The organism is Staphylococcus sp. LCT-H4, from assembly GCF_001866145.1.
Classification (GTDB): domain Bacteria; phylum Bacillota; class Bacilli; order Staphylococcales; family Staphylococcaceae; genus Staphylococcus; species Staphylococcus succinus.
This window is the reverse complement of the sequence record NZ_MODY01000002.1, coordinates 249374-267411: the sequence shown is the minus strand read 5'-3', so window position 1 is coordinate 267411 and position 18038 is coordinate 249374. Positions and strand designations below refer to the sequence as shown.

Sequence of the window (18038 nt, the reverse complement as noted above, 5' to 3'; positions counted from 1 at the left end):
TTTAGGATATATTATTATAATGTTTTCACTTTACTATAGCAATTTAGTTGCTCAATACACATTGTTCAGTCATCTTCTTTTTTATGTAATTTTAATTGGTCAATAATAATGTAACCAGCTAATAATGAGACAACATCGATAAAAATGATCCATTCGTTATGAAAAAATCCCTTTTCTATTGAGGCGCCAACAATGACAAATGCCAAAATTGACCCTACCCACTTGCTTCTAGTTAATACGCTAAATAATACAACGAGAATGCATGGAAAAAATGCTGCAAGCATAAACCAAATCATTCACTTCACCCATTTCTATTGTTTAGAATGGCCATCGTCGTTTCTCGTAACTCTTTTCTTGGTATAAATTTCTCTGTTAACATTTCTGGAATAATATTATCGATAAAATCTTGTACTGAACTAAGATGATCGAATTGCATGATTGTCTCTAAAGACATTTCATATATTTCAAAAAATAACGGCTCTGGATTACGTTTTTGTATTTCTCCAAATGTTTCATATAATAAATCTATTTTATCAGCGACCGATAGTATCTGGCCTTCAAGTGAATCGTCTTTGCCTTCTTGGAGCCTTTTACGATAAATATCTTGATAAGGTTCTGGAATTTCTTCATTTATAAAATGGTCTACCATTTCTTCTTCAACTTGTGAGAACAATTTTTTTAATTCCCCACTTGCATACTTCACTGGCGTTTTAATATCTCCAGTAAAAATTTCTGCAAAATCATGGTTCAAAGCTTTTTCATACAAACTTTTCCAATCAACTTCATTGCCATGGTATTCCTCTACCGTTCCCAAATATTGTGCAATTTTAGCAACTTTAAATGAATGCGCAGCGACATTATGTTCAAAGTATTTAAATTGTCCCGGTAATCTAATTAATTTTTCTAAATCAGATAAGCGTTTAAAATATTGATGTACTCCCATGACATCGCCTCCTAGTTTATTTAATGATTGATTATACTTGTTTTTATAATATCATTCAACAATCAAAATGTCTTATCAATATAACTGAAGATAGATAATTATTTTTATGATATAGATAATTTAATAAATCAATTACTTTTGTTGCCTAATAATATAACAACCACTCCTCTATATTATTGGAGTGGTTGTTATATTATTGAATGCTTATTGAATTAGAAATACACATTATGGCGAGACTTTTAGCGTCTTGTATTCTCACGTTACTGTATTCATAACATTTGATTATAATCAATCATTAATGAATATAGTTATATTGATATGCATTATGAATTGTTCTATATGACTTTTGTCCTAGGCCTTGCCAATTCATTTCTGATACTAAAATAGAGCCGTCTGCATTTTTACGTTCTACAACACCTACATGACCATATTGGCCTGCATTACTTTGAATAATAGCTCCTACTTCCGGTGTATGATTTACGCGATAGCCGTTTTGACTTGCGGCAACAGCCCAATTATTTGCGTTGCCCCATAAATTCCCAACTGATTTACCTAGTTGTTGGCGACGATCAAACGCATAGAACGTACATTGTCCACGGTCATAATAATTACGCCCATTTGAAACTACTGGTACTTCATTATTTGGCTTTGTTGGTAAATAATCTGCGTGTGAAGTGACGCTTTGTTTCGTTACTTTTAAATCTGGGGTATGTGTCCATTCATTTTGTACTACCGGTATTGCGCGGTTTGAAGTCACAGATGTGTTTGAATTGGAGGATGAATTATCGACACGGCTACTACCACTTGTATCTTGAGTATATGTTTGATTTATTTCATTAAAATATGTTTGTTGTTGATTATTTAAATGTGCCGATCCTTTTTCTGACACTGCTAATAGTTCCCCTGGATATATCATTTCTCCTACGTTCGGATTTAGTTGATACAACTGCTCCATGGTGATATTGTACTTTAACGCTATACTTTGTATAGTATCCCCATATTTTACTTCTACTATATCGCTATCTGGTAAGATTAACTGCTCACCTACACTCACATCATATTTGTCTGATAATTGATTTAATGCTTTAATTTCACTCGTTGTTGTTGCGAAGGTTTGTGCTATATCAGATAAATTAGTATCCTCTTTTACTGTATGTACTTGATCGGCTGAAGCGATACTATTAATTCCCAAAAATAATGCTGTCGATGTTACAAAAAATGCTATTCCCTTCTTCATGATGTCTCAATCCTTTGCTGTTTTAATTTTATTCACCATTAATATAGCACAAAATATTATATCTTTTTCTTATGTTACCCGAATGTAATATAACCGTTATTTTATATGTTGGGATTTTTATTTTATAACGTCAACAAAACAACATAAACATTGATCTGACAATGTTTAAACTTATTATTTACCATTCCTCAGTTTAAGGCGTGTAATAAGAGTATTTGAAAATTACATTTATTTATGTTCCTCTTTAATCAATAAAAAACCGAACACACATGTTTAAATGTATGCTCAGTTTTTGAGTTTTCTTTAATTTTCAGAGTGATCCATTTGGCTACGTAAATAAGATTCTATAAATGGTCCTATATCTCCATCCATAACAGCATCAACTTTCCCTGTTTCTTCATTTGTTCTATGATCTTTGACCATAGCATAAGGGTGAAAAACATATGATCTAATCTGGCTACCCCAACCAATTTCTTTTTGTTCACCACGAATTTCTGCCATTTCCTGCTCTTGTTCCTCAATTTTTAATTGGTACAATTTGGATTTCAATGTTTTCATAGCAGCTTCTCTATTTTTGATTTGAGACCGTTCATTTTGGTTATTGACTACTATACCAGAAGGGTGGTGAGTAATTCGAATTGCGGATTCTGTTTTGTTAATGTGTTGTCCACCTGCACCTGATGCTCTAAACGTATCAACGGTAATATCATCAGGGTTGATATCAATTTCAATTTCTGTATTATTAAATTCTGGTATAACATCACACGATGCAAATGATGTATGTCTTCTGCCAGACGAATCAAATGGTGATATACGTACTAGACGATGAACGCCTTTTTCTGCTTTTAAGTAACCATAAGCATTATGTCCTTTTATGACTAAAGTAACACTCTTAACACCCGCTTCATCTCCAGGCAAGTAATCGGCAATTTCTACCTTGAAACCTTTTTGTTCACAGTAACGTTGGTACATTCTTAATAACATGTTCGTCCAATCTTGAGACTCTGTACCGCCAGCGCCTGGGTGAAGTTCCATAATTGCACCATTTGCATCATAAGGCCTATCAAGTAATAGTTGTAATTCAAATTGATCTATACTTGTTTTGAACTCCATAACATTTTGCTCTAAATCATGTTTCATGAGCGCATCATCTTCTTCAAGCAATAGCTCTCTTGTAGTATCCATATCATCAATTTCAGATTCTAAACCACGGTATGCATTTACTATAGATTTTAATGCGTTATTTTTATCAATGACTGCTTGGGCCTCATTTTGGTCATCCCAAAAAGTAGGGTCAGTCATCTTTTCTTCATATTCTTGAATATTTGTCTCTTTTTCTTCTAAGTCAAAGAGACCCCCTAAGTTGTTCTAATTTTTCTTTATAGTTATCTATATTACGCTTAATTTCTGATAATTCCATTAGACATCTCTCCTGTTATTGTACGAATGATAAATTTATTAAACTCCAAAATCATTTTATTCAATATAACTATTCTACAAAAGTTTTATATTAATGCCAACTTTATTCGTCTCACAACATCTTTCAGTTAATATAAGATAAATTCACTTCAAGACAAATAAAACTGGAAGTTGATAGCATTACCATCAAGTCTCCCAGCTTTAAATAAGCATCACTTATACATTATGCACCGTGACAATTTTTGTATTTTTTTCCACTACCACATGGACAAGGGTCATTTCTACCTACATGTTCATCTTTAACAAAAGGCTCTGATTTTGTATCCTCTTTAGAATTATCACCATCTGCAGATACATGTTCCGCATTACCAAAGTTTGTCGTTTTATCTCTTTCTAAATCATCTTCCACAGAAACGACTGATTTCAAGATAAACTTACTTACATCTTCTTCGATATTCTCCATCATCGTATCAAAAAGTTGATGCCCTTCATTTTGATAGTCACGCAGTGGATTTTGCTGACCGTATGAACGTAGGTGTATACCTTGACGCAACTGATCCATTGTATCAATGTGATCAGTCCAATGATTATCTATTGAACGCAGTAAAATCATACGCTCAAATTCATCAAACTGGCTACCAATTTTTTCTTTTTGATCTTTTAAGCCTACTTCAACTTTAGACCAAACCACATCAAAGATATCTTCTTTGTCTTTACCTTTAATTTCTTCTTCTTTTAAATCACCTTCGTTTAAGAACACGTCATCAACATAATTAATAAATGGTTCATAATCTGGCTCATCATCTTCATCATTCACATGATAGTGTACACTTCTTTCAAGCGTTGAACGGAGCATTGCATTGACCAATTCACCGCTTGCATCACTATCAATAATTCTATTACGCTCAGTATATATAATTTCACGTTGTTTACGTAATACATCATCATATTCTAGAACACGTTTACGTGCATCGAAGTTATTACCCTCAACACGTTTTTGCGCAGATTCAACGGCGCGGGACACCATTTTGGATTCTATCGGTGTAGAGTCATCCATACCTAAGCGGTTCATCATACTTTGTAAACGTTCAGAACCAAAGCGAACCATCAATTCATCTTGTAATGATAAATAGAAACGACTATCACCTCTATCACCTTGACGACCTGAACGACCACGTAATTGGTCATCAATACGACGAGACTCGTGGCGCTCTGTACCAATAACGGCTAGACCACCAATTTCTTCTACGCCAGCGCCAAGTTTAATATCAGTACCACGACCTGCCATGTTCGTAGCAATCGTAACTGCTCCACGTTCGCCAGCGCCAGCTACTATTTCCGCTTCACGTTCATGGTTTTTAGCATTTAACACATCATGACGCACACCATTTTTCTTCAATAAATTTGAAATATATTCGCTGGTTTCAACTGCCACTGTTCCTAATAATACTGGCTGACCTAACTTATGTTTCTCAATTACGTCTGCTACAACCGCATCAAATTTACCTTTTTGGCTAATATATATTAAATCAGGTTTATCAATACGTTGAACAGGTTTGTTTGTAGGTATTTGAGTTACAGTCATATTATATATATTTCTAAACTCTTCTTCTTCCGTCTTCGCTGTCCCTGTCATCCCTGATAATTTATTATACATTCTGAAATAGTTTTGGAATGTAATTGAGGCCATTGTTTTAGATTCATTTTGAATCTTCACACCTTCTTTAGCTTCAATAGCTTGGTGTAAACCTTCAGAAAAACGACGACCAGGCATAGTACGTCCGGTAAATTGGTCTACAATTAACACTTCGCCGGCATTCACCATATAATCAACATCTTTTTGAAGCGTTACATGTGCACGCAAAGCTGTATTAATATGACTAATAATATCGACGTTTTTAACATCATATAAATTGTCAATTTTAAACATACGCTCTGCTTTATCCGTACCTTGTTCTGTTAATTGTACGGCTTTTGTTTTTTCATCAAAATTATAGTCGTCTTCGTTTTTTAACATTTTAGCAAAAACGTTTGCTTGAGTGTATAGGGAAGTTGATTTTTCTGCTTCACCTGAAATGATTAATGGGGTACGGGCTTCATCGATTAAAATAGAATCGACCTCATCAATAATAGCGTAATGAAGTGGTCTCATTACACGTTCTTCCGCATAGTTAACCATGTTATCACGTAAGTAATCAAAACCTAACTCATTGTTTGTACTATACGTAATATCACTTGCATATGCTTCTCTTTTTTCATCTGTACTCTTGCTGTTTAAGTTTAGTCCTACAGATAACCCAAGGAATTCATAAAGTTCTGCCATTTCTTCACTTTGACTACTTGCTAAGTACTCATTTACTGTGATTACATGGACACCACGTCCTGTTAATGCATTTAAATAAGTTGGCATCGTCGCAGTCAATGTTTTACCTTCACCTGTTCTCATTTCAGAGATATCACCATTATGAATTGCGATACCACCCATAACTTGTACTTTATAAGGGATCATATTAAATACACGTTTTGAACCTTCTCTCACTATAGCAAAGGCTTCTGGTAAAATATCATCAAGCATTTTATTTTGCTTTTTCACATCTTCTTCTTCACGTAATTTAGCTTGAAATGCTTTTGTTTTTTCTCTAATCTCTTCATCAGTTAATATCGACATATCCTCTTCTAACGCTAGGACTTTGTCGGCTAATTTACCAAGGCGCTTTATTTCTTTTTTATTGCCATCTGCAATTTTTGATAAAAAACCCATTCTGTTCGCTCCTTTAGCTTTATAACTCTTAGCTTACAACATCTTATGATACCATTTATAAGCTGAAATTTACATTTATTCACTTCACTCTTTAAACTCTCGTTTAGCTTGTTTAACTTGTAATTATCCTTCATTACTCATCAAGAATTTTCATATTTCTATATATTTTTATTATACACTTAAAATATACACATATTGTTGGTCAACTTTCAAATTATTACATACTAACATAGCAAAAAATGAGCGTCCATGATTTAACACAATCATGGACGCTACGGCTAATTATTATTTAGTATGATTTAACATAAATTATTCAGTTGTTTCGATTAAACCATATTTTCCATCTTTTCTTTTATACACAATACTAGTGCCGTCTGTTTCACGATCTGTGAAAATAAAGAAATCGTGTCCCAGCAAATCCATTTGTAGCACTGCTTCTTCTGAATCCATTGGTTTTAAACTGAAATTTTTTGCACGAATGATTTCAATATCATTGTCACTATCATCACTTTGAAGTTCAGCTGCTTCATTTTCTTCTGGTAATGATGCGAATACTTCTTGATCGCCACGATTACGTTTTTTACGATTGACACGCGTTTTGTATTTTCTTACTTGTCTTTCAAGTTTACCATTGATTAAATCAATGCCTGCGTATAAATCATCATGGCGTTCTTCAGCTCTTAAGGTAACATTTTTCAATGGAATAGTTACTTCAATTTTTGAAGCTGAATTTTGATAGGTTTTGACTTTAACGTGTGCAGTTGCATTTGGCACATCATTAAAGTAACGTTCTAATTTACCAATTTTCTCCTCAATATAGTTGCGAATCGCATCAGTAATAGTGAGGTTCTCCCCGTGAATTTCAAATCTGATCATAGTAATCGACTCCTTTAAAAACCTCTATATTGGTAATATTGCTTATCCTTATAATACCACTTTTCTACTATCGTGCAAACGTAAAGACATCGAATTTTCTGATTTTTCTCACAAAAAGACTTTTTGCTGCTTTATGAACCGTTATGCCTGTAGTGTATATATCATCTACAAGTAAAATGAATTTATTTTCTAAATCGATAGAACTGGTTATTTCAAATGGATGATCGACCTGTAACCGCATTTGCTTTCCCATTGTATACTGTCTTGGTCTTAATTGAGTGGATAGAAGTGTTTCATATTGAATTTGCTTGTAATCTAATACGGTAGTAACTGGGTTAAACGTACGTGCCTTATCCCTTTCTATTGGTGAAGGTATTGGCACAATATAATCATAATTTACTTTAGGTAACTCTATTTGTTCTGCTAGTATTTTACATAAAGCTACATCCTTCATAAATTTATATTTATGAATAGTTGATTTCATAATCCCCTTATATTGAAATTGACAATGCAGTCGATTCATTAATACATAATGCATAGATAAAAATAGACAGTCCCTACACTTTTCTTCGTTAATGTCTAATAACTTCAGACACCTTGGACAACGTTGGTACATAGTCATGCCCACTACTTTCCATTGTTCTATACAATGTGCACACCATGGAGATGGTTTTTTATAAAAATTTTGGGCATTGAGTGATTCGAATATATTTTCGTGGCATTGTATGCATTTAGTCATCTATCCACCCCTTGTATCGAGCTAAATCATTCATTTTTCTTATATTACGTCGGGCTTTAAGCATATTCAAAGTAATACCTTCATGAAAAAATAGTACAAGTCCCGATGGTGCTTGTGCTTTTCTTCCTACCCTACCAGCAATTTGAATTAAAGCACTACTGTCAAACGTATGACTATGCATGACAATGACATCCAAGTTTGCCATGGTAAAGCCTCTTTCTAAAATTGTAGTCGTAAAAATAATATGATATTTTCCATGTCTCAAATTTCGTATTTTTTCAAATCGCAAACTATCTTCGCTGTGTACATATGTGAGCGAAGCAATTTTCTTTTTATAATGTAGGTACATTTGTTTCATTAATTGAATATGATTGAAAAATACGAGGGTATATCGTTTTGATTGAATTTGATGCATAAATATATTTAACAGCATGTATTGTATTTTATAGGGCTGAATTTTGTAATATTTAAATTTAGGAAGAGGTAAAGCGTGTCTGTGGAATCGCGCGGGTAACGTGATAAGTGTATCATCAGGCATTTGTCGTAACAGTTTGCGGGGTGGTGTTGCTGTCATGTAAACATGACTATAACGCTTTTTTGAAGCTGCTGTTATAGCATGCATTAACGATGGATCCATAGAAAGCGGAAAAGCATCAACTTCATCTACTATGATGACATCAAAATGACGCTTAAATCGATATAATTGATGTATAGTGGCAATTATAAAATGTCCATTATACATTTGCCGTTGCCCTTGATAAAGTATATCTATATACTCTTCTTGAAAAGCCTCTTTCATGCGTGAACTCACTTCTAATACTACGTCTACACGAGGCGATACGATTGCAATATTATCACCTCGTTGTCTCGCAAATTTTATACCTTCAAATGTCATCTCTGTTTTACCTGCACCGGTTACTGCATATAATATTAATGAACGGTATCCTTGGATTGCATTGACAATTTTTGTGGAGGCGAATAATTGTTGCTCAGAGAGTTCAAACGATAAGTTATATTTTCCTCCAGAACTTTGTTGTCTTGATTCAGTAACATAAATGTCTCTGATATTATCCATTCTACCCAGGCTAATACAATTTCTGCAGTAAACAATGGTTTGACCTAATACTTTTGAAAAATATTCATAAAAATGCTTTGGCTCTGCAGTATCGCATTGATAGCATCGCCACTTGCCATCCTTTCTTACAATACCTTTTGAACGAAACTTAATTACTTCATCGGATAATATAGTTCGATCAGTGATTAACTTTCCATAATGTTTGATTGATGATGACCTCCATAAAAAAAGACATGTTTGCCTTAACTGGCATACCATGTCTTCATCAAATTCCGATTAATCTGTGCGTATATTCCTACCTGTATAACCTAAACCCATACCTCCAGAACCAAGGTGTGCTGCAACCACTGGTCCTAATTGAGAACTATAAACTTTATATTGTGGATAATTTTCTGTTAATTCTTTATACATCCACTGCGCATCCGCCTCTATATCGCCTGCAACAATATATAAAGTTACTTCATCATATGCTTTTACATGATTTATAACTTTATTTATAATCTCTTTTAAAGCGCGCTTTTTAGTACGTACTTTTTCCTCAGGTAAAATCAGTCCATCTTCAAATTTTAAGACTGGCTTCATTTTAAGCATAGTACCAATCCAAGCTTGAGCACCTGTTATGCGACCACTCTTTTGTAAGTTTTTAAGATCATCTACCATTAAAATAGCACCTGTCACTTCGCGCATTGATTCTAAGTCTTCGATAATTGCTTCAGGTGTATATCCTTGTTCGATCATTTCAACCGCACGTAACACGTACCCTCCCTCAATCATAGCTGCTAACTTCGAATCGAAGGTGTGTACTCGAATACCTTTAACCATTTCGCCTGCTTGGGTAGCTGTTTGATAACAACCACTAATTCCAGATGATAAAAACACACATATAATATCAGTGTATCCTTCGTCACGTAGTTTTTCATAATTCTCTATAAATTCACCAATAGCAGGTTGGCTTGTTGTCGGTATGGTTTTTGAGGTTTTCATTCTCTCATAAAATTCTGGCGTTGATATTGTTTCATTCTCAATATAATTTTCACCGTTATCGAACGTAACACTTAACGGTGCGATTTTAATGTTATATTTATCGATTAAAGTTTGAGATAGATAACTCGTTGAATCTGTCAAAACAGCGATTTTCATCATAATCCTCCTCAATTATACTCACAACTATAATACCTTATTTTATGTTAAAAGAAAATTTATTTTTGTATTTAATACATTATTCAATTCAGTGTATAATATATGTAATTAAAGTATTTTAAAGCTACCATCAATAATAATACTCATAATAAATTAAAAACTGAGGTGTCGTTAAAATGGAATCATCTATTATTACGATAAAACAAGAACATATAATAGAAAATGTGATTAGTAAATCACGTTTTATAGCACATATAAAGCCTGTTTCATCTGAAGCAGAAGCTAAAGCTTTTATAGACGAGGTGAAAACTCAACATAATGAGGCTACACATAACTGTTCAGCTTATACAGTTGGCGATCAAATGAATATCCAGAAAGCCAATGATGATGGAGAACCTAGTGGTACTGCTGGAGTGCCTATGCTTGATATTTTAAAAAAACTAGAGGTACACAATGTTTGCGTGGTAGTGACACGTTATTTTGGCGGTATCAAATTAGGTGGCGGTGGCTTAATTCGAGCATATAGTGGCGCTGTCAGAGATGTGATTTATGACATTGGTCGTGTAGCACTGCGCCCTGCTATACCGACGATTGTTACAATTGCTTATGACTTAACTGGAAAATTTGAATACGAACTGGAAACAACGACTTTCTTATTACGTGATACGCAATATACAGATAAAGTCAGTTATCAAATTGACGTGGTCGAACCGGAACACCCACAATTTATCGATTTTCTAAATCGTATAACATCTGGAAACTATGATTTAATCGAAAATGATATTGTTCGTTTACCTTTTGACATACCAACTACTTAAAAAGCATTTAAGATTATGGCAATACCATTTTCATCTTTCTTATTACATTCAATAAAGATACATAATTTTTATAAATTAAAACATCTTGTGTGTGACAAAGCATCATTTCTCCAAATTGATGTGTTCCACGTTTAATAGCATACGTAGAAATATATAATAAAAGGCTCGGCAGATTTCAAAAATCTGCCGAGCCTTTTATTATTCTGGTTAATACTAATAACAAACAAGTTAATTATCAGTCATCATCACTTATGATTGATTATCATTATGCTTTTCTTTGTTTTCTATTAATTTCATTAACGGGCGATAGTCATCATCGATAAGGCCAGTAAATTCTACAATTAATTCAATTGTTATTAAAATAAGTATCAACATCATAAGAACGCCCCATGGTTGAGACAAGTATAATATAATGCTAGAGAGACTAAATAACAAAGCAATAGAATAAATAAGTAATACTGTTTGACGATGAGAGTAACCAAGTTCTAATAATTTATGATGTAAGTGTGATTTATCAGCCTGCATAATATGTTGGCCTTTCTTCACACGACGTATCATTGCAAATAAAGTATCGATAAATGGTACTGCTAGAATAACGATTGGGAAGAATAGTGAAACAAATGTAATATTCTTAAACCCTAATAATGATAGGAAGGCCACTATAAAACCAATCAATAATGCCCCACTATCTCCCAAGAAAATTTTAGCTGGGTGGAAATTGAAACATAAGAACCCTAGTAATGCACCGATTAACACACTACATATCATGATGATAAAAATATTAGCTTGTAAAATTGCTATGAATCCAATTGTCATTAACGCTATCATCGACACACCAGAAGCCAAACCATCTAGCCCATCGATTAAATTGATGGCATTCGTAATTGCAACAATCCATATTACGGTAATTGGGATGGCAAACACACCAAAATGTAATGTTGGTCCGATAGGCAATGAAATAAAATCAATTGTAACGCCATAGTATACAACTACTAACGCAGCAATGATTTGTCCTAATAACTTTACAATTGGCTTCAGTTCATAGATATCATCTATGAGCCCTACCAAATAGATTAATACTGATCCAATAACAAGTGGTTTAACTTCTGTCTCTATGGGATGGCCTAGCCATATGCCCACTAAAAAAGATAAAAGTATAACCGTTCCACCAAGTACAGAAACAGGTTTCGTGTGCACCTTTCTAAAATTAGGTTTATCCACGATACCAAGTTTATGTGAAACCTTTATGATAATTGGTGTTAGTATTAAACTGACAATCATTGAAAAAATGATTAATAATAACGTATACATCAGTTCACCTTCAATAAAATAATTCTTAATTATTTTTGATTTTAAAATTTTAAGTTTAAAAAGTCTTATTTCAATGTTTCCATTAAATGATAAAAACATTAACTTCTTATTTTTCTTAATTCATGATAAGCTATATAAATTTATTAGTCATATCAATAACTTAAGTATATAATACATGATTCGCTTTTACATATACAAATAGTAATGAGATAATTAGTAATCATACATCAATATAGTTAAATTTATTATAAAATAAGCGAATTATTTTTTATATTATCACTCAGAGGGATATTTTAACATGAAATTTAGGTGAATGTTATATATTTCTATTTACATATTGATGACAAATGGTAAGTTTTCACTTACAATAACTAGGTGTTAATTCAAAGGAGCGTAAAGTAAAATGTTTGAAGCTATTATCTATAATATGTCTGTTATTGTGGCTGGTATATATTTATTCCACCGTTTACAGTACTCAGAGAATAAAAATATGGTATTTTCAAAAGAATACGTCACTGTATTAATGACGATAGTGGCACTTTTACTATCTGTTTATCCTGTGCCGTTATTTCATGAATATTCACTCTACTTAACATTTGTACCTATATTATTCTTAGGAAGATACACAAATGTCTTTTACACTGTACTCTCAGCAATTATAGTATCAATCGTTAATGTACTCATAGGTGACTATACGGTTATTGCTGCTGTCATATTGATTGTAATCGCAGTCATCGTCGGAGCTATTGGCCCATTTTTAAAACAAAGTGATAACATTTCATTACAAATACTCAATGCCATCACTTTAGTCATTTATCTCATTTTAGCACTAATCAGTCCTTATTATGAGATTACTGAAGTATTATTCTTAATCCCATTATCATTTATTCTAACGATTACATCATCTGTTACTTTTGTAGATATTTGGCATTTCTTCTCATTAGTCAATCGCTATGAGAATGAAGATAAATTAGACTATCTTACTGGTCTAGGCAACGTTAAAGAGTTTGATAGACATTTAAATGAAACCACAGCTCTCGCTGAAGCAAATGATGAAAGCTTAGGTTTACTACTCATCGATATCGATGGATTTAAAGACGTGAACGATATGTATTCACATAAATCTGGTGATGCTGTCTTAAGACAAGTTGCACAATTATTAAAAAACTACGTGCCTCAACAATTTAATATTTATCGAAATGGCGGCGAAGAATTTTCTATTGTATTAAATAATTATACGCTAGATCAATGTGTTAAATTAGGTGAAAGTATTCGTTTAGGTGTAGAACAATCAACATTCCATCTACCAAACAAGGAAGTTATCAAACTATCTGTCTCCATTGGTGTAGGCTACCTCACTCAAGATGATCATAAATCTCAGCGTAAAGTGTTCAAGGTTGCCGATGACATGCTACACATGGCTAAAAACGAAGGACGAAATCAAGTTATGTTTAATCCTATCGTTAAGTTATAATTACAGTGATATAGCAAATTTTAATATTTATGTTTACTGACAACATACATTAGCGTATGTTGTCAGTTTTCGTATAGAAGTTAAAGCATTAAAAAGTAATTGAGTTTGTTACAATATATATATAAGATAAAAAAAGATGACGGAGCACTAAAAGTGATTGAAAGTTATAATTGTAGATTGTAAACTTTCAAGTGTTCTATTATCTATATTAGGAGGTGAGTCATCTATGTCAGAATCAATTACAATTATTGATGAAGATAAAGTCATTGATGTCGTACTAATTGCAGGAAGAATATTATTAGAAAGCGGCGCAGAAACTTACCGTGTGGAAGATACGATGACACGTATCGCTGCGAGTTACGGTTTAGATGATACATATAGCTTTGTGACATCTACAGCAATTATATTCTCCCTCAACAATCGTACGAATACAAGATTGATACGCATTCGCGAAAGAACTACTGATTTAGAAAAAATTGCTCTAACTAATGGTATATCACGTAAAATTTCAAGCAAACAACTCGATATAGATGAAGCAAAGTCTGAACTCATTCATTTGCACCACGCTTCCTTACAATTTTCATCCATTACGAAATTCTTCGCAGCAGCCATTGCATGTGGATTTTTCTTATTTATGTTTGGCGGCGTAAAACAAGACTTTATTATCGCAATTATCGCAGGAGCTGCAGCATTTTTAACGTTTGACTTTGTTCAACGTTTTATTCAAATCAAATTCTTTTCAGAATTTATTAGCGCTGCAGTAGTGATATCTGTTGCTGTAACATTTACACATTTAGGTTTGACTCATAACCAAGATATTATAACCATCGCGGGTGTGATGCCTTTAGTACCTGGTATATTAATTACAAATGCTATTCGCGATTTAATGGCTGGTGAACTCATCGCTGGCATGTCTCGTGGTGTGGAAGCCGCACTGACTTCATTTGCCATTGGAGCCGGTGTCGCTATCGTTTTACTACTATTTTAAAAAGGAGCGTTTCCATGATTATAGGTTATTATGTACTACAGTTTATAGTAAGTTACTTAGCTACAATGCTTTTTTCAATTATTTTTAACGCTCCAAGACGTCTCCTTTTAGCCTGTGGCTTTGTTGGAGCAATGGGATGGATTATTTATAAGCTTTCCGTGGACTTAGATTTCGGTAAAGTTATGGCTGCATTTCTCGGTAGTTTTATATTAGGACTTATGAGCCATGTGATGAGTCGTCGTTATAAAAGACCTGTCATCATCTTTATTGTCCCTGGCATCATACCATTAGTTCCAGGAGGATTAGCGTATGAGGCTACTCGCCTTTTAGTCAGCAATGCGTACACACATGCTGTAAATGCTTTTCTTGAAGTTACATTAATTTCTGGCGCTATTGCATTCGGCATTTTATGTGCAGAGATTATTTATTATATCTATACGCGTATTAAACAATATTTTGGTAAAATGAATGGTAAGATATATAGAAAATCATATAATATGAACAACAGAGCTTAAGGGGTGTTTTTATGAAAAATAATATAATTGATCGTTTAACAAGATATGTCATGATTGATACACAGTCTGACCCAGAATCTAACACTACACCATCTACAGAGAAACAATGGAACTTACTAAATTTGTTACATCAAGAATTAACGGCTTTAGGATTGGTTACTGACATGGATGATAATGGTTATTTATTTGCAACTTTAGAAAGTAATGTTGACGTTGCATTACCAACTGTAGGCTTTCTAGCGCATGTAGATACCTCACCTGATTTCAATGCAACGCATGTAAACCCACAAATTATAGATGCCTACGATGGCACTCCTATTCAATTAGGTCAAACCAATCGTGTTTTAAATCAAGATGTATTTCCTGCTCTAAAAAATGTTGAAGGTCACACGTTAATGGTGACAGATGGTACATCTCTGTTGGGCGCAGATGATAAAGCCGGTGTCGTTGAAATTATGGAAGCAATGAAATATTTAACGGAACATCCAGAAATTAAACATGGCCGTATTCGTATTGCCTTTACACCAGATGAAGAAATAGGCAGAGGTCCTCATGCTTTCGATGTTGAACGATTTAATGCCGATTTTGCTTATACAATGGATGGCAGTGAATATGGAGAGTTACAATTTGAAAGTTTCAATGCCGCTGAGGCAGTCGTAACCTGTCATGGCGTGAATGTACACCCTGGTTCTGCTAAAAATGCCATGATTAATGCAATTCTTTTGGGTCAACAATTTAACGCATTATTACCACAAAATGAAGTGCCTGAAAGAACTGAAGGATACGAAGGTTTCTATCATTTAATGAAATTTAATGGTGATGTTGAGAAGTCTACGTTACAATATATCATTCGAGATCACGATAGAAATAAGTTCGAACTACGTAAGAAAAATTTAATTGAAATTAAAAATGATATTAATACACATTATGAAGATGATCCTATAGAAATTGAAATTAATGATCAGTATTACAATATGAGAGAAAAAATTGAACCTAATCCACTTGTTATAGATATCGCTAAGCGTGTATTTGCTGATTTAGATATACCTGCGAATACAGCACCTATTCGTGGTGGTACTGATGGTTCTCAACTTTCTTATATGGGATTACCAACGCCAAATATTTTTACAGGTTGTGACAATTTCCATGGTCCATTTGAATATGCTTCTATCGATGTAATGTCAAAAGCTGTAGAAGTGATTATAGGCATCGCTCAAGAAGTTGTGCGTACTTATAATAAATAGTTAATATCTTATACAGTAGTTACGCTGCAATACGGGCTTAAGTACTCTAAACTAAAAAGCGTCCTAGCAGATGTTGAACATCTGCTAGGACGCTTTTTTAGTTCGATATTACATACCATCTTATTCTACTGTAGCAACTTATTTATAAGCATCGAATTCTGTTTTCAATAGCTTAATCGCTTGTACTGTATAATGTCTAATTTGAATGCCCATTTTAAAATCAGTAAAACTTTCAGGCATTTCAATAAAAGTATTAAACATCGAAGTAACACCCATCGATTCAAACAAATCAAATTTATCATCCGTAGCACATATTGCAATTGACGGCTTATTATATTTTGTAGCTAATTCTGCAATACGTATAGTTGTTGTCTCTAGTAATTGATCTTCTTCATTGACGCCTTCTCCAAAAATGATTAAATCTGCTTGTTCAATAAGTGTTTCCAAATGTGTAATTTGGTCTACAAGCTCGTGACTTGTCATAATTTCAGCACCATAAAGTCCATTTAATACTGCAGCAATACCTCCGCCTGCACCACCATTTTGAATCGGGCCTAACGCAAGTCTTAGCTCACTTTTGAAAATTTCACTTAAATACCAAATTAAATTGTCTATCTCTGCAGCACTCTCACGTGTAAGTCCAAGTGATTCATATGTTTGCATAATCTCACTATTTTTCCCATACAACTTACTGTCAAAATCTGTCATGAGTTGTAATCTAATATCTTTTAATCTTGGATGCAATTCAGAAGTATCTATTTTACGTATATATTTCAATACACTACTTCCTTGTCTTACATCTACTTCCTGAGCTTCATCGTCATAGAATTTAGCTCCTAAGGCTTGTAGCATGCCTGCGCCGCCATCGAAGCTACCAATACCACCTAGAGATATGATAATATGCTCAGAATTGTTATCTAAAGCATCTACGATTAACTCACCTAAACCATAGCTTGTACGTTGATGAATAGGTTTGTTCCCTGTTAAAAATAGATTGCCTTCAATGACTGTCACTTGATTATCTGTAATACCATAAATTGCTTCCACTTCATTCATATCTGCATCATGAGCATATACTTTATATTTCGTTCCTGACTGCCATAGAAAAACTGAGTCCATTAGTTCATGTCTCCCGTTAAATAAAGGAACTTGGACAATATCTGCGCTTTCTATTTGGCTCGCAACTGCTTCTTCAACATAACGATTGGCTTGATAGCTAGATATAATACCATTAAACTCATCCATCGCCACTAAAACTTTCATCTTGTCACCTCAAATATTTATATTAATAACTGTATTGTATGCTGATTGTGAATCCATGATATCCCGATCATGTTCTTTTTGATTTCACAATTAATCACGAATCAACTGCGTGAATTATTCTGCTATGATATCACTACATCCATGTATATATTGCTACGGTTTGATCATACTCAGTTTATTATATCAACATTTAATTCTTAGACTACATAATTTAGCACTATAGATTTGTAGACTA

The 18038-nt window shown here is 33.6% G+C and carries 16 protein-coding genes; 5 read left to right on the top strand and 11 right to left on the bottom strand.

Annotated features, from left to right (window positions below; all coding sequences use genetic code 11):
- Nucleotides 1-65: 65 nt before the first annotated feature.
- The 9 genes from BK821_RS06220 to fakB1 form a co-directional block, all read right to left on the bottom strand.
- Complete coding sequence (locus tag BK821_RS06220) at nucleotides 66-296, bottom strand: CsbA family protein (RefSeq protein WP_046837211.1); 231 nt, start codon at nucleotides 294-296, stop codon at nucleotides 66-68.
- Between the two features lie 5 nt (nucleotides 297-301).
- Entirely contained in the window at nucleotides 302-943 is a 642-nt protein-coding gene (locus BK821_RS06215) for a YfbR-like 5'-deoxynucleotidase (protein WP_046837210.1), read from the bottom strand.
- Nucleotides 944-1238: 295 nt separating this feature from the next.
- Complete coding sequence (locus BK821_RS06210) at nucleotides 1239-2180, bottom strand: COG3942 and LysM peptidoglycan-binding domain-containing protein (protein WP_046837209.1); 942 nt, start codon at nucleotides 2178-2180, stop codon at nucleotides 1239-1241.
- 303 nt (nucleotides 2181-2483) lie between these two features.
- A protein-coding gene (gene prfB / locus BK821_RS06205) for a peptide chain release factor 2 (protein ID WP_141768362.1) occupies nucleotides 2484-3600 on the bottom strand; the annotation gives its coding sequence in 2 pieces (ribosomal slippage) (nucleotides 2484-3527 and nucleotides 3529-3600; 1116 coding nt in all).
- 222 nt (nucleotides 3601-3822) lie between these two features.
- Entirely contained in the window at nucleotides 3823-6360 is a 2538-nt protein-coding gene (secA, locus tag BK821_RS06200; RefSeq protein ID WP_046837207.1) for a preprotein translocase subunit SecA, read from the bottom strand.
- Between the two features lie 309 nt (nucleotides 6361-6669).
- Nucleotides 6670-7236: a ribosome hibernation-promoting factor, HPF/YfiA family gene (gene hpf, locus BK821_RS06195; protein WP_046837206.1), complete on the bottom strand. Its 567-nt coding sequence runs from the start codon at nucleotides 7234-7236 to the stop codon at nucleotides 6670-6672.
- A gap of 67 nt (nucleotides 7237-7303) precedes the next feature.
- Nucleotides 7304-7975 carry a ComF family protein gene (locus BK821_RS06190; RefSeq protein WP_071331423.1) on the bottom strand — a complete coding sequence of 224 codons (672 nt, stop codon included), beginning with the start codon at nucleotides 7973-7975 and terminating at the stop codon, nucleotides 7304-7306.
- Nucleotides 7968-9308, bottom strand: coding sequence for a DEAD/DEAH box helicase family protein (locus BK821_RS06185; RefSeq protein WP_083390161.1), 1341 nt, complete (start codon nucleotides 9306-9308; stop codon nucleotides 7968-7970). Before BK821_RS06185 ends, BK821_RS06190 begins: the two co-directional genes overlap by 8 nt.
- Nucleotides 9309-9326: 18 nt before the next feature.
- On the bottom strand, nucleotides 9327-10190 hold the full coding sequence (gene fakB1, locus BK821_RS06180) for a fatty acid kinase binding subunit FakB1 (RefSeq protein WP_046837203.1): 864 nt from the start codon (nucleotides 10188-10190) through the stop codon (nucleotides 9327-9329).
- A 176-nt stretch (nucleotides 10191-10366) separates the two neighbouring features.
- Here fakB1 and BK821_RS06175 point away from each other — a divergent pair, with 176 nt between their 5' ends.
- On the top strand, nucleotides 10367-11008 hold the full coding sequence (locus BK821_RS06175; protein ID WP_046837202.1) for a YigZ family protein: 642 nt from the start codon (nucleotides 10367-10369) through the stop codon (nucleotides 11006-11008).
- Between the two features lie 249 nt (nucleotides 11009-11257).
- Here BK821_RS06175 and BK821_RS06170 read toward each other — a convergent pair whose 3' ends face one another.
- A complete protein-coding gene (locus tag BK821_RS06170; RefSeq protein ID WP_046837293.1) occupies nucleotides 11258-12319 on the bottom strand; it encodes a glycosyltransferase family 4 protein in 1062 nt (353 codons plus the stop codon).
- Nucleotides 12320-12722: 403 nt separating this feature from the next.
- Between BK821_RS06170 and gdpS the strand changes: the two genes are divergently transcribed.
- The 4 genes from gdpS to pepT all read left to right on the top strand — a co-directional run bounded on the left by gdpS (nucleotide 12723) and on the right by pepT (nucleotide 16540).
- Entirely contained in the window at nucleotides 12723-13793 is a 1071-nt protein-coding gene (gdpS, locus tag BK821_RS06165) for a GGDEF domain-containing protein GdpS (RefSeq protein WP_046837201.1), read from the top strand.
- Nucleotides 13794-14019: 226 nt separating this feature from the next.
- Complete coding sequence (locus tag BK821_RS06160; RefSeq protein WP_046837200.1) at nucleotides 14020-14781, top strand: threonine/serine exporter family protein; 762 nt, start codon at nucleotides 14020-14022, stop codon at nucleotides 14779-14781.
- Between the two features lie 14 nt (nucleotides 14782-14795).
- Nucleotides 14796-15296, top strand: coding sequence for a threonine/serine exporter family protein (locus tag BK821_RS06155; protein ID WP_252345054.1), 501 nt, complete (start codon nucleotides 14796-14798; stop codon nucleotides 15294-15296).
- Nucleotides 15297-15307: 11 nt separating this feature from the next.
- Nucleotides 15308-16540: a peptidase T gene (gene pepT / locus BK821_RS06150; protein ID WP_046837199.1), complete on the top strand. Its 1233-nt coding sequence runs from the start codon at nucleotides 15308-15310 to the stop codon at nucleotides 16538-16540.
- A gap of 138 nt (nucleotides 16541-16678) precedes the next feature.
- On the opposite strand, the gene BK821_RS06145 is transcribed toward pepT, so the two are convergent.
- Nucleotides 16679-17803, bottom strand: a complete 1125-nt coding sequence (locus BK821_RS06145; RefSeq protein ID WP_071331422.1) for a glycerate kinase — start codon at nucleotides 17801-17803, stop codon at nucleotides 16679-16681.
- Between the last annotated feature and the right edge of the window lie 235 nt (nucleotides 17804-18038).

Bases quoted from the DNA above. Each gene is read 5' to 3' on its own strand.
- BK821_RS06185 (WP_083390161.1), bottom strand. From the start codon at position 9,308: ATGGTATGCCAGTTAAGGCAAACATGTCTTTTTTTATGGAGGTCATCA.
- BK821_RS06190 (WP_071331423.1), bottom strand. From the start codon at position 7,975: ATGACTAAATGCATACAATGCCACGAAAATATATTCGAATCACTCAAT.
- BK821_RS06145 (WP_071331422.1), bottom strand. From the start codon at position 17,803: ATGAAAGTTTTAGTGGCGATGGATGAGTTTAATGGTATTATATCTAGC.
- BK821_RS06160 (WP_046837200.1), top strand. From the start codon at position 14,020: ATGTCAGAATCAATTACAATTATTGATGAAGATAAAGTCATTGATGTC.
- secA (WP_046837207.1), bottom strand. From the start codon at position 6,360: ATGGGTTTTTTATCAAAAATTGCAGATGGCAATAAAAAAGAAATAAAG.
- BK821_RS06175 (WP_046837202.1), top strand. From the start codon at position 10,367: ATGGAATCATCTATTATTACGATAAAACAAGAACATATAATAGAAAAT.
- BK821_RS06170 (WP_046837293.1), bottom strand. From the start codon at position 12,319: ATGTATACGTTATTATTAATCATTTTTTCAATGATTGTCAGTTTAATA.
- BK821_RS06155 (WP_252345054.1), top strand. From the start codon at position 14,796: ATGATTATAGGTTATTATGTACTACAGTTTATAGTAAGTTACTTAGCT.
- fakB1 (WP_046837203.1), bottom strand. From the start codon at position 10,190: ATGAAAATCGCTGTTTTGACAGATTCAACGAGTTATCTATCTCAAACT.
- BK821_RS06215 (WP_046837210.1), bottom strand. From the start codon at position 943: ATGGGAGTACATCAATATTTTAAACGCTTATCTGATTTAGAAAAATTA.
- gdpS (WP_046837201.1), top strand. From the start codon at position 12,723: ATGTTTGAAGCTATTATCTATAATATGTCTGTTATTGTGGCTGGTATA.
- pepT (WP_046837199.1), top strand. From the start codon at position 15,308: ATGAAAAATAATATAATTGATCGTTTAACAAGATATGTCATGATTGAT.
- BK821_RS06210 (WP_046837209.1), bottom strand. From the start codon at position 2,180: ATGAAGAAGGGAATAGCATTTTTTGTAACATCGACAGCATTATTTTTG.
- hpf (WP_046837206.1), bottom strand. From the start codon at position 7,236: ATGATCAGATTTGAAATTCACGGGGAGAACCTCACTATTACTGATGCG.
- BK821_RS06220 (WP_046837211.1), bottom strand. From the start codon at position 296: ATGATTTGGTTTATGCTTGCAGCATTTTTTCCATGCATTCTCGTTGTA.